Source organism: Bradyrhizobium sp., from assembly GCF_049581145.1.
In the GTDB taxonomy this organism is placed as follows: Bacteria; Pseudomonadota; Alphaproteobacteria; order Rhizobiales; family Xanthobacteraceae; genus Bradyrhizobium.
Genome location: NZ_JBAURI010000072.1, coordinates 1 through 12,596, shown reverse-complemented (window position 1 = coordinate 12,596; position 12,596 = coordinate 1). Strand labels below are relative to the sequence as shown.

Annotated in this window: 12 protein-coding genes; 10 read left to right on the top strand and 2 right to left on the bottom strand. The window is 65.2% G+C overall.

The genetic code is table 11. The features are described 5' to 3' along the window. Positions 1 to 176: 176 nt before the first annotated feature. Positions 177 to 1,097, top strand: a complete 921-nt coding sequence (locus WCB02_RS02010; protein ID WP_423955800.1) for an alpha/beta fold hydrolase — start codon at positions 177 to 179, stop codon at positions 1,095 to 1,097. 69 nt (positions 1,098 to 1,166) lie between these two features. Here the strand turns inward: WCB02_RS02010 and WCB02_RS02005 are convergent, their stop codons facing one another. Next, positions 1,167 to 1,427, bottom strand: coding sequence for a DUF6489 family protein (locus WCB02_RS02005; RefSeq protein ID WP_423955798.1), 261 nt, complete (start codon positions 1,425 to 1,427; stop codon positions 1,167 to 1,169). A 123-nt stretch (positions 1,428 to 1,550) separates the two neighbouring features. After that, positions 1,551 to 2,804 (bottom strand): NAD(P)/FAD-dependent oxidoreductase, encoded by a 1,254-nt coding sequence (locus WCB02_RS02000; protein WP_423955795.1) that lies wholly within the window; start codon positions 2,802 to 2,804, stop codon positions 1,551 to 1,553. A 189-nt stretch (positions 2,805 to 2,993) separates the two neighbouring features. On the opposite strand from WCB02_RS02000, the gene WCB02_RS01995 reads away from it, so the two are divergent. From WCB02_RS01995 to WCB02_RS01955, 9 genes are all read left to right on the top strand, one after another. Then, a complete protein-coding gene (locus WCB02_RS01995; RefSeq protein WP_423955793.1) occupies positions 2,994 to 4,595 on the top strand; it encodes an ABC transporter substrate-binding protein in 1,602 nt (533 codons plus the stop codon). A 102-nt stretch (positions 4,596 to 4,697) separates the two neighbouring features. After that, the gene (locus WCB02_RS01990) at positions 4,698 to 5,678 is read left to right on the top strand and encodes an ABC transporter permease (RefSeq protein WP_423955791.1); all 981 of its coding nucleotides are present in this window, start codon (positions 4,698 to 4,700) and stop codon (positions 5,676 to 5,678) included. Between the two features lie 2 nt (positions 5,679 to 5,680). After that, complete coding sequence (locus tag WCB02_RS01985) at positions 5,681 to 6,655, top strand: ABC transporter permease (RefSeq protein ID WP_423955789.1); 975 nt, start codon at positions 5,681 to 5,683, stop codon at positions 6,653 to 6,655. Between the two features lie 28 nt (positions 6,656 to 6,683). Then, positions 6,684 to 7,667, top strand: a complete 984-nt coding sequence (locus WCB02_RS01980) for an ABC transporter ATP-binding protein (protein WP_423955787.1) — start codon at positions 6,684 to 6,686, stop codon at positions 7,665 to 7,667. Next, complete coding sequence (locus WCB02_RS01975) at positions 7,664 to 8,662, top strand: ABC transporter ATP-binding protein (protein WP_423955785.1); 999 nt, start codon at positions 7,664 to 7,666, stop codon at positions 8,660 to 8,662. The genes WCB02_RS01980 and WCB02_RS01975 overlap by 4 nt, the downstream gene beginning before the upstream one ends. A 110-nt stretch (positions 8,663 to 8,772) precedes the next feature. Further along, positions 8,773 to 10,575, top strand: coding sequence for a gamma-glutamyltransferase family protein (locus tag WCB02_RS01970; protein WP_423955782.1), 1,803 nt, complete (start codon positions 8,773 to 8,775; stop codon positions 10,573 to 10,575). Positions 10,576 to 10,596: 21 nt separating this feature from the next. Then, on the top strand, positions 10,597 to 11,307 hold the full coding sequence (locus tag WCB02_RS01965; RefSeq protein ID WP_423955780.1) for a DUF1028 domain-containing protein: 711 nt from the start codon (positions 10,597 to 10,599) through the stop codon (positions 11,305 to 11,307). Further along, a complete protein-coding gene (locus tag WCB02_RS01960; RefSeq protein ID WP_423955778.1) occupies positions 11,304 to 12,293 on the top strand; it encodes an ABC transporter ATP-binding protein in 990 nt (329 codons plus the stop codon). The genes WCB02_RS01965 and WCB02_RS01960 overlap by 4 nt, the downstream gene beginning before the upstream one ends. Next, positions 12,290 to 12,596: ATP-binding cassette domain-containing protein (locus WCB02_RS01955; RefSeq protein WP_423955776.1), on the top strand; the 307-nt coding region annotated here is incomplete at its 3' end. The genes WCB02_RS01960 and WCB02_RS01955, both read left to right, overlap by 4 nt.

Sequence of the window (12,596 nt, the reverse complement as noted above, 5' to 3'; positions counted from 1 at the left end):
CCTCCCACGAATCAAGCTGGGCTTCCTGAGCCCGGCCTTTTGACCAAACGCCTTGTGATCATACTCCGCCCTTGCGCCGGGGGGATCAACAATGGCGGAGCGCCTCTTCTGCACGTCGGCAAAGCGTGCGATAGCGTTTTGACCGACCTTGCCAAGCCACGCGAGAGGAACCCAGCATGAGTGCAGTTGCTCATCAGCCGCCGCAGATCGCCCGCGCCAACGGCATCGACATCTGCTACGAGATTTTCGGCGACGCCAGCGCGGAACCGATGCTCTTGATCATGGGCCTGGGCGCCCAGATGGTGATCTGGGACGACGAGTTCTGCGCCAAGCTCGCGGCCCGCGGATTTCGGGTGATCCGGTTCGACAACCGCGACGTCGGCCAATCCTCCAAGCTGACAGGCAGCAAGCGCCTGACGCCGTTTGAGCTGTTCAAGCTGCGGTTTCTGAGAATTCCTGTCGCCGCCCCCTACAAATTGCGCGACATGGCCCACGATACGATCGGGCTGATGGATGCGCTCGGCATCACATCCGCGCATCTGGTCGGCGCATCGATGGGCGGCATGATCGCGCAGGAAATCGCGATTTCGTTCCCGGAGCGGGTGCGTTCGCTGACCTCGATCATGTCGACGACTGGCAATCCGAAACTTCCGCCGCCGAGCCCGCAGGCGCTGGCGATCCTGATGGCGCCGCCGCCGAAGACCAAGGAAGAATTTCTGGCGCGCTTCGCGCAGACCTGGAAATTCCTGCGGGTCGGCAGTTTTCCGGAGGACGAAGCGCGTGATCGCGCGCTTGGCGAACGCGTGTTCGCGCGCGGCCTCAATCCGGCCGGTGCCGGCCGCCAGCTCCGCGCGGTGCTCGCCTCGGGCAGCCGGAAGCCGCGGTTGCACAGCGTCAGGGCGCCGACGCTCGTCATTCACGGCAGCGTCGATCCGCTGGTGCGGCCCGAGGGTGGCAGGGACACCGCGGCCTCGATTCCCGGCGCCAGACTCTTGATGATCGAAGGCATGGGACATGCGCTGCCGCTACCGGTGTGGCCCGAGGTGATCGATGCCATCGACAAGCACGCGCACGGCGCCACTGCCAAGGCGGCATGATCAAAGCACAGTGATCGCTATTCCCGCTTCGATGCGTCCCCGGAAGCCGCGCTTCGGTTGATCAGGCGGTCATGCCTTCTTCTTGTCGTTGCTGCGCGGGGCGCCGAGCCCGGCCATGGTGACGAACATCTCCTGGAATCGTTCGGCGATTTTCGGATCGAAGGTCAACCAGCTCTGCATCAGCGCCTCCGGCGAGACCTTGTCGATATTGGACATCATCTGCTGCTGCAGCTTGTCCATCATCGCGGTCTGCATCGGCGAGACATCGGGAAGCCCGAAGAACTGCCGGGCTTCCAGCGGCGTGCAATCTATTTCGATATTAACCTTCATGTCCCGATCCCGCGCTTGTTGGTCTCGACAATAGTGGTCCGACGAGTATCACCGCGATGGGCCGCACGACGCAAGCGACCCGTTCGAAGCCTTCGTTCTCCAGCACAGTTCTCCCGCCCATGGTCAATCAAAACGCCCGGCCGCGAACGGGGCAGGATCGGCCAACGGCGTCTCGCCTGTCATCATCTCCGCGAGCAAGCGGCCCGAGACGGGACCAAGCGTCAGCCCGTGGTGCTGGTGGCCGAAGTCGAACCACAGTCCGGCATGACGCGGCGCCTTGCCGATGACCGGCAGCATGTCGGGCAGGCATGGCCGCGCGCCCATCCAGGGCTTTGCGTCGACCGCCTCACCCAGCGGAAACAGCTTGTGCGCCCGCGGCAGCGCCTGCTCGAGCTGCACCGGGGTCGGTGGCCGATCGCGCCGGGCAAACTCGACACCGGTGGTGAGCCGGATGCCGCGGTTCATCGGCGCCAGCAGATAACCGAGATCGGAGTCCAACACCGGATGATTGAGCACAGCGTTGCCGCGCGCGTTCAAATGAAGGTGATAACCGCGCTTGACGCCGAGCGGAATAAAATAGCCGAGCCGTCGAAACACCAGGTCCGACCAGGGCCCGAGCGCCACCACCGCTTCGCGGGCCAGGGCCGCCTGGCCGCGGCCGCCGACGCGCCAGCCGTCTCGCACCTGCTGAAGCGTGCCGGCATCTGTTTTGAAAAGCCGCCCGCCCTTGCGCGCAAACAGCGCGGCATAGGCCTTCGCCAAGCCGCCGGGATCCGGCACGAAGCCCGGCGCGGAGAAATGGATCGCGCCGGCGAACGCGCCGCTCAGGCTCGGTTCGCGCTGCGCGATCCCTGCGGCATCGAGGACACAGCCTTCGACCCCATATCGTTTCGCCCGCTCGAATTCGCGCAGCGTGCCGGCGAGCGAGCGATCGCTGCGAAACAGCTTGATCCAGCCGGTCCGCCGCAGCAAGTCCGGCACGCCCGCCTCCGCAATCAGCAGCTCATGCTCGATCAGGCTGCGCCGGATCAGCGGCAGTACGGCCATCGCGCCGCGCAGCGCGCGATCCGGCGCCGAGGCCAGGTAATAGCGCACGAGCCAGGGCAGGAAGAACGGCAGATCGGCCAACTGATAGCGCGCCTGCGGCGCGCGATTGGCCGCATAGCGCATGATCTCAGCGACATCGCGCGGAAACATGTAAGGGAAGACCGAAGCGCATTCGACAATTCCGGCATTGCCGTAACTCGTCTCCTCGCCGGCCAGATCGTGCTTGTCGACCAGGATGACGTCGCGTCCCCGCTGCTGCAGATGCAGGGCCGCGCTCACGCCGACCATGCCCGCGCCAAGCACGAGCACGTCAGCCCTCAGTTCCGACATTCCTCACTCCGAAAGTTGTATGGCATATTTGGCCATAACCGAACCTAGTGAATGGAGCTTGCTGAAGCAAACCGGCCTGGTTAACCGGGTGGAAAGCCTTGCGCGGCGGCCAAACTCTGGCAACATGCGGCGATCGACAACCCGTCGACATTGCACAAACACATCATCACCAGCAGAGAGCGTAACCGGATGCAGCTATCTCGATCCTTGTTTGCAGCGGTGCTGGCCGCGATCGTAGCGGTTGCAATGTCGCCGGCATCGGGCCAGATCCTGCGCTATGCCAACCAGGGCGACCTCAAATCGCTCGATCCCTATACGCTCAGGGAAACCACCACCACCGCGCATCATTCGCATGTCTATGAGGGCCTGGTCGGCCGCGACAAGACTCTGAAGATCATTCCGGCGCTCGCGGAGAGCTGGGAGACGCCGGAGCCGACCCGTTGGCGCTTTCATCTCCGCCACAACGTGACATTCCACAACGGCGACCCCTTCACCGCCGACGACGTGATCTTTTCCGCCGGCCGCGTCCGCGCCACGGGCTCCAACTTCACCAGCGTGATTCCGCCCGACGCCAGGTTCGTCAAGGTCGACGACTATACCGTCGATGTCGTGCTGTCCTCGCCCAATCCGATCCTGATCACGCAATGGGACGCCTGGCTCATCATGGACAGGAAATGGTGCGAGGCAAACAACTCCGTGGCGCCGACGCCGGCCTCGGCAACGACGCCGAGCTACGCTTCGCTGCACGAAAACGGCACCGGGCCTTTTTTCATCGAGAGCCACCAGCCGGGCGTAAAGACCGTGTTCAAGCCCTACGCGAACTGGTGGGGCAAACCCGAGCATAACCTGAAGGAAATCGACTTCACACCGATCGCGTCGGACGCAACCCGCGTCGCCGCGCTGCTGTCGGGCGATGTCGACGTGATCGAGCCGGTGCCGATCCAGGACATTGATCGCGTCAATGCAAGCGGGGTCGCCAGGGTGATGACCGGACCCGAGCTGCGCACCATCTTCCTCGGCATGGACCAGGCGCGCGATGAATTGCTGTATTCGAACGTCAAGGGAAAGAATCCGTTCAAGGACATCCGGGTCCGCGAAGCCTTCTACAAGGCCATCGACGTCGAGCTGATCAGGAAACGCGTGATGCGCGGGCTGTCCACGCCGTCGGCATTGATGATCGCGCCGGAGCTGTTTCCGCTGTCGAAGGATTTCACCCGGGAGAAGGCCGATCCGGACGCGGCCAAGAAACTCCTGACCGAAGCCGGCTATCCCGACGGCTTCGAGGTCACGATGGATTGTCCCAACGACCGTTACGTCAATGACTCCGCGATCTGTCAGGCCGTGGTCGGCATGCTGGCCCGCATCGGAGTCAAGATCGATCTTTTGGCGCAACCGAAGCAGCAATATTTCGCCAAGGTGCTGAAGCCCGGCGGCTACAAGACCTCGTTCTATCTGTTGGGCTGGCAGCCGGGATCGCAGGATTCCTACAGCGTGCTGCACGACATCATGGGCTGCCGCGACGACCCCAAGGATTCCACGCGCGGCGAAGCCAATCTCGGCGGCTACTGCAACAAGGAGCTCGACGCGCTGACCGACAGGGTGCTGGTCGAAATCGATCCGGCCAAGCGCGATCAATTGATCAAGCAGGCCTTCGAGATCGGCATCAAGGATTACGGCTATATCCCGCTGCACCAGCAGGCGCTGGCCTGGGGCGTCTCGAACAAGGTCAAACTGACGCAGCGCGCCGACAACCAGGTGCTGCTCTACTGGGCCACCAAACAGGGCGAGTAAGCCTGCTTGACAGGACGGATTCCGGCGGCGTCATGGCTTACGGGATTTTCGGTGCGCTTCCGATCAGGCGCGCCTCAGTTACGAAGAAGTGAAAGGATCATCATGCTCGCTTTCACGCTGCGCCGGGCTTTCCAGGCCGTCGGCGTCATGATCGCGGTCGGGATCATCGCCTTCTCGATGTTCCGCTTCGCCGGCGACCCGGTCAATCAGATGGTCGCGATCGATACCTCGGGCGCCGAGCGCGCCGCGATCCGCACATCGCTCGGCCTCGACGATCCCGTCATCGTCCAGTTCGCGCGTTATCTGGTCAACGCCGGGCAGTTCAAGTTCGGCGTCTCCTATCAATTCCGCCAGCCCGTCGGCGATCTCCTGAAGGAGCGCATGCCGGCGACGCTCGAGCTTGCCACCTGCGCCACCATCTTTGCGATGGTGTTCGGTATCCTGATGGGGGTCTATTCGGCGCTCCGGCGCGACTCTTTCCCGGCAAAGCTGCTGCAGGCGGTGTCGCTGATCGGGATTTCGCTGCCGACCTTCCTGATCGGCATTCTCCTGATCTATCTGTTCGCGGTGGTGCTGGGCTGGCTGCCCTCGTTCGGCCGCGGCGAGGTGGTGCGGATCGGCTGGTGGAGCACGGGACTGCTCACGGTCTCCGGACTGAAGGCCCTGATCCTGCCTTCGATCACGCTGGGGCTGTTCCAGCTGACGCTGATCATGCGGCTGGTGCGCGCCGAAATGCTGGAAGTGCTGCGCACCGATTATATTCGCTTTGCCCGGGCACGCGGCCTGACCACGCGGGCGATCCATTTCGGCCACGCGTTGCGCAATACGCTGGTTCCCGTCATCACCGTGGCCGGGCTGCAATTTGGCTCGGTTATTGCATTCGCGATCATCACCGAAACCGTGTTCCAATGGCCGGGAATGGGCCTGTTGTTCGTCCAGGCCGTGCAAAACGTCGATATCCCGATCATGGCAGCCTATCTCTTGATGGTGTCCTTGATGTTCGTGACCATCAATCTGGTGGTCGACATTCTCTACACCATCGTCGATCCGCGCCTGCGTGCGACCGTTGGCCGGCCGGCTTGATCATGAGCGACGCCGTCGTCCCACACAAAGCCGAATCCAGCGCGTCGCGGGCGCCGGTGACATCTCCAAGCTGGCTCGCGCGCACGGTCGAGAGCGACCTGTTCTATGCGTTTCGCCGCTCCAGGCTCGCCATGGCGGCAGCCGCGCTGACCTTGCTGTTCTTCCTGCTCGCGATCTTCGCTCCCCTCATCGCGGTGCAGAATCCGTTCGATCCGGCGCAGCTGCAATTGATGAATTCGCGCATTCCGCCGCTGTGGACCGCCGATGGCCAGGCGCCGTTCCTGCTCGGCACCGACGAGCAGGGCCGCGACGTGCTGTCCGCGATCCTCTATGGCCTGCGCATATCGCTCACGGTCGGCGTGCTCGGCGTGGTGCTCTCCGGCGCGCTCGGCATCGTGCTCGGACTGATCGCAGGCTATGTCGGCGGCGCGGTCGACAGCCTGATCATGCGCATGGCCGACGTCCAGCTCACCTTCCCCGCCATCCTGATCGCGCTGCTCATCAACGGCGTCGCCAAGTCGCTGTTCGGCAACCGGCTCGACGCCGTCAGCATGCTGGCGGTGCTGGTGCTTGCCATCGGCCTGAGTTTCTGGGTGCAATATGCCCGAACCGTGCGCGGCTCGGTGCTGGTCGAGAAGAACAAGGACTACGTCGCGGCAGCCCAATTGATCGGCCTGCCGGCGCCGGTGATCATGCTGCGCCACGTGCTGCCCAACACGACGGGGCCGGTGCTGGTGATTGCGACCATCAATCTGGCGCTCGCGATCATCACCGAAGCGACGCTGTCGTTTCTCGGCTCCGGCATGCCCGACACCATGCCCTCGCTCGGCACATTGATCCGGATCGGCAACAATTATCTGTTCTCCGGCGAATGGTGGATCGTGGCCTTCCCCGGCCTGGCGCTGGCGGCCTTGATCCTCGCCATCAACCTGCTCGGCGACTGGCTGCGCGACGCACTCAATCCGAAACTGCGATGAGAGGCGTTATGTCCGAGAAATGGGCCAGATGAGCGAGCCGGTTCTCTCCGTTCGCAATCTTCAGGTGGACTTCACCACCCGGCGTGAAAAGTTGCGCGCGATCGACGGCGTCTCCTTCGACATCGCCAACGGCGAAGTGCTGGGCGTGGTTGGCGAGTCCGGGGCCGGCAAATCCGTCACCGGGCTTGCGGTCATCGGGCTGATCGATCCGCCCGGTCGCATCGCGGGCGGCGAGATCTATCTATCGGGCCTGCGGATCGACAATCTGCCGGCGGAAGAGATGCGCAAGCTGCGGGGAAAACGCATCGGCATGATCTTCCAGGATCCGCTCACCAGCCTCAACCCGCTGTACCGGATCGGTGACCAGATCATCGAGACCATCAGGACGCATACCAATCTCACAGAACATGCCGCGCGAAAACGCGCCATTGATCTGTTGGCCGAGGTCGGCATCCCCGCGCCGGACAAGCGCATCGACGGCTATCCGCACGAATTCTCCGGCGGCATGCGCCAGCGCGTGGTGATCGCGCTCGCAATCTGCGCCGAGCCGGAATTGATCATCGCCGACGAACCCACCACCGCGCTCGATGTCTCGGTGCAGGCTCAGATCATCGCGCTGATCAAGCGCCTGGGCCGCGACCACGGCACCGCGGTCATGCTCGTGACCCACGACATGGGCGTGATCGCCGAGACCTGCGACCGCGTCGCGGTGATGTATTCCGGCCGCATCGCCGAAATCGGCCCGGTGCAGGATGTCACCAGCAATCCGCTGCATCCCTATGCCAGGGGCTTGATGGGCGCGATCCCGACCCTTGCCGGCGAAGACAGGCGCCTGGTCCAGATTCCAGGCGCCATGCCGCGGCTGTCGGCAATCCCGCCAGGCTGCGCGTTCAATCCGCGCTGCGGCCTTGCCTTCGATCGCTGCCGCATCGAACGGCCGGAGCCGATCCGGCACGGCGCCCAGGCGGTCGCCTGCCATCTCAACGGTGCGGTGAAGGAGAGCGCGGCATGAGCCCGCCCTTTGTCGAGATCAGGAATCTGCGCCGGCTGTTCGACGTTTCGAAGCCATGGCTCAACCGCGTGCTGGAGGGCGGCCGCCTCGAATATCTCAGGGCCGTCGACGGCGTGAGCTTCGACATCCGGCAAGGCGAGACCTTCGCCTTGGTCGGCGAATCCGGCTCCGGCAAGACCACCGTGGCACGGATGGTGGTCGGCCTGCTGCCGCCGAGCTCGGGCGATGTCGTCATCGACGGCGTCTCGATGACCGACCCGAGGCAGACGCAGGCGCGCCAGCGGCTGCGGCGCCGTATCCAGATGATTTTTCAGGACCCCTATGCGAGCCTCAATCCGCGCTTCCGGGTCGATGCCATCATCGCCGAGCCGATCCGCGCCTTCGCGCTGATCGAGGGCGAGCGCCAGATCCAGGAGCGGGTCGGCGAGCTGCTCGCGCTGGTCGGGCTGCATGCCGACGACGGCACGCGATATCCGCATGAATTCTCCGGCGGCCAACGGCAGCGCATCGCGATCGCGCGGGCGCTGGCAACCAACGCCGAGTTCATCGTCTGCGACGAGCCGACCTCGGCGCTGGATGTCTCGGTCCAGGCGCAGATCCTCAATCTGATGCGCGACCTGCAGGACAGGTTCGGCCTGACCTATCTGTTCATCAGCCACAACCTCGCCGTGGTGCGCCACATGGCGAGCCGCGTCGGCGTGATGTATCTCGGCCGCATCGTCGAGATCGCCGAAGGCCGCGAACTGTTTACTTCGCCGCGCATGCCCTACACCAAGATGCTGCTCGGCGCGGTGCCGGATCTCGCGATGTCCGGCCGGGCGCGGATTCCCGTCAAGGGCGAAATCCCCAACCCGATTGATCCGCCGCCCGGCTGCGCCTTCAACCCGCGCTGCCCGCTCGCGTTCGACCTGTGCCGCAGGGACGCGCCCGCGCTGATCGGCGGCGTCGCCTGCCACGCCGTTAACCATGCGACCGACGCAGCGGCGCTGGCATGATCACGAGGATGCGAGGCCGGTGCCGCCCGAGGCAAGTTTCCAGCTTGCGTGTTGGCAGGACAATGGCCCTATGCTCAATTGCCCGCCTTCAGCGCTAGCAACAGGCCACCATGAGCAATATCAATCCCGATCCCTTCACCACCCGCCCCGAGATCGAAGGCACCTTCGGGGTGGTGACGTCCACCCACTGGATCGCGACCGCGGTGGGGATGGCGACGCTCGAGAAAGGCGGCAACGCGTTCGACGCCGGCGTCGCCACCGCCTTCGCCCTGCAGGTGGTCGAGCCGCATCTCAACGGTCCCGGCGGCGACGTGCCGATCATCGTGCACGACGTCAGGCGCGGCCGCACCGAGGTCATCTGCGGCCAGGGTCCGGCACCTGCGCGCGCGACCATCGCGCACTACAAGAGCGAGGGGCTGGAGATGGTGCCCGGCACCGGCCTGCTCGCGGCCTGCGTTCCAGGCACCTTCGAGTCCTGGATGCTGCTGCTGCGCGACTATGGCAGCTTGCGGCTGCGCGACGTGCTGGAGCCCGCCATCGCCTATGCGCGCAACGGCTTTCCGCTGGTCGAGCGGGCGTCCGCGACCATCAAGACCGTCGAGCAATTGTTCAGGAAGCACTGGCCGAGTTCGGCTGCGGTCTATCTGCCCAACGACGAGGTGCCGAAACCCGGCACCATCTTCACCAACAAGCAACTCGCGGCGACTTACACCCGCATCCTCGAAGAGGCCGAAAGCGCGGGCGGCGACCGCACGGCCCAGATCGAGCGCGCCCGCAAGGCCTGGTCGCATGGTTTTGTCGCCGAGGCAATCGATCAGTTCTGCCGGACCCAGGAGGTGATGGACGTCTCGGGCTCGCCGCACAGGGGCGTGCTGTCGGCCGACGACATGGCGCGCTGGGAGCCGACCATCGAGGCGCCGCTCACTTACGACTACGGCCGCTACACCGTCTGCAAGGCCGGCGTCTGGAGCCAGGGCCCGGTGATGCTGCAGCAGCTCGCGCTGTTGAAGGGCTTTCAGCTCGACGGGCTCGATCCGGCCGGCCCCGAGTTCATTCACCTGCAGGTTGAATGCGCCAAGCTCGCTTATGCCGATCGCGAGACGTTCTATGGCGATCCCAAATTCAGCGAGATCCCGATCACGACGCTGCTGTCGGACGCCTACAACGACGCGCGCCGCAAGCTGATCACCGACAAGGCCTCGCTCGATTTCATCCCGGGCTCGGTGCAAGGTTTCGGTTCGGTCGTCAAATTGCGCCATGCCGATGGCCATCGCGAGGCGGTCGGCGCCATGGGCGCGGGCGAGCCGACGGTCGGCCGTTTCGGCGAGGTGCGCGGCGACACCGTGCATTTCGACATCATCGACACGGAAGGCAACATGATCTCGGCGACGCCTTCGGGCGGCTGGCTGCAATCCTCGCCGGTCATTCCCGAGCTCGGCTTCTGTCTCGGCAGCCGCGCCCAGATGTTCTGGCTCGACGAGAAACATCCTGCGGCGCTGGCGCCGGGAAAGCGGCCGCGCACCACGCTGAGCCCAAGCATGGCACTGCGCGACGGCGAGCCCTATCTCGCCTGGGGCTCGCCCGGCGGCGACCAGCAGGATCAATGGATCACGCAATTCTTCCTGCGGCACGTCCATGCCAGGATGAACCTGCAGGAAGCAATCGACGCGCCGGCCTGGCATTCCGAGCATTTCCCGATCTCGTTCTGGCCGCGCACCGCGCGGCCCGGCGTGCTGGTGGTCGAAAACCGCGTACCGAAGCCGACCATCGATGAGCTCGAGCGCCGCGGCCATCTGGTCGAGACCGGCCCCGACTGGTCGGAGGGACGCCTGACCGCCGCTTCCAGGATTGGCCCGCGCCGGCGCGCCGCCGCCAATCCGCGCGGCATGCAGGGCTACGCGGCGGGACGCTAGCATGCTCAAACAGGCAGACGCATGACCTGGTCGATCATCGCCCGCGACGCTGCCACCGGCCAGATCGGCATCGCGGTGGCCACCCGGTTTTTCGCGGTCGGCGCCCGGGTGCCCCATATCGCGGCCGGGATCGGCGGCATTGCCACGCAGGCGCTGGTCAATCCCTATTACGGCATCGACGGCCTGAAGCTGCTTCGCGACGGCAAGAGCCCGAGCGAGGTCGTCAACATTCTGATCGCGGCGGATGGCGGCCGCGACCACCGGCAGCTTCACATCATGGATGCGGCCGGTCGGATCGCGGCCCACACCGGCCGCGACTGCATCGATTGGTGCGGGCATATCGAGGGCTGTGGCTTTTCCCTGGCCGGCAACATGCTCGCGGGCGCGCAAGTGCTGGACGAAACGGCGGAAGCCTATGCCGCCAGTGCCGATCTGCCCTTTGCCCGCCGGCTGATCGCGGCGCTGCGCGCCGGCGAAACGGCCGGCGGCGACAAGCGCGGCAAGCAGTCCGCCGCGCTGTTGATCCACCAGACCGAGGAATGGTCGGCGCTCGATCTGCGCGTCGACGATCATGCTGATCCGCTCGCAGAGCTGGAGCGGCTGGAACGCGTCAGCCGCGAGCGCTGGGTGCATTTTCGAAAATTCATGCCGACGCGGCAGAATCCGGCCGGGATCACCGATCGCGCCGCCATCGACGCCGGTATCGAGACCGCGCTGGCGAGCGAGCCATGACCGCAGTCCCGCTGATCGAAATCGAGGGCTTGCGCGTGCTGTTCCATGGCGACGATGGCCGCCTGACCCATGCCGTCGATCGTCTCGACCTCAGCGTCGCCAAGGGCGCGACGCTGGGCCTGGTCGGCGAATCCGGCTGCGGCAAGAGCGTCACTTCGCTGGCGATCATGGGCCTGTTGTCGAGACAATCCGCCGAGGTTTCCGGTGCGATCCGGTTCGACGGCTTCGACCTGCTGGAAGCGTCCGACCAGACCCTGCGCGATCTGCGCGGCAACCGGCTCGCGATGATTTTTCAGGAACCGATGACCTCGCTCAATCCGAGCCTGACCATCGGCGAACAGATCATCGAGACGATCCTGCGCCATCGCGGTGGAGCGCGCGCCTCGGCCCGCGCGCGCGCAATCGACCTGCTGCGTCGCGTTCACATCCCCTCGCCGGAGCGGCGCATCGACGACTATCCGCACAAGCTGTCCGGTGGCATGCGCCAGCGCGTCATGATCGCGATGGCGCTGGCCTGCGACCCCCGGCTTCTGATCGCCGATGAGCCGACCACCGCGCTCGACGTCACGCTGCAGGCGCAGATCCTCGACCTGATGCGCGAGCTGAAGGCGGCAAGCGGGGCGGCGATCATCCTGATCACCCACGATCTCGGTGTCGTCGCCGAGGTCTGCGACGAGGTCGCGGTGATGTATGCCGGCGAGATCGTCGAGCGCGCCGCGGTCGCCGAGCTCTTTGCCGCTCCGCAACACCCCTACACGGTCGGCCTGCTCGGTTCGATCCCGCGGCTCGACCGCAGCGCCCGGCATCTCGCCACCATCGAGGGCATGGTGCCGAACATGGCGAACCCGCCTGCCGGCTGTCGCTTTGCCGCGCGCTGCCCCTTTGTCGACGAGGTCTGCCTGAAGGCTCAGCCGCCGCTCGTAGAGATCACGCCCGGTCATGCGTCGCGCTGCATCAGAGCGCCGCTCGAGAGGCTGGTGTCGTGAGCGCCCTCCTCGAAGTCGAAAATGTCGTCAAACATTTCGTCGCCGAGCGTTCGCTGTTCGGCCGGCCGACCGCTCACGTCAAGGCGGTCGACGGCGTGAGCTTTCATGTCGAGGCCGGCGAGACGCTGGCGCTGGTCGGCGAATCCGGTTGCGGCAAGTCGACCGTCAGCCGGCTGGTGCTGCGGCTCATCGAGCCCGATGCGGGCAGCATCCGCTTCGAAGGCCGCGACCTGCTCGGCTTCGATGCCAGCCAGTTGCGCGCGTTCCGCCGAAAGGCCCAGATCATCTTCCAGGACCCCTACG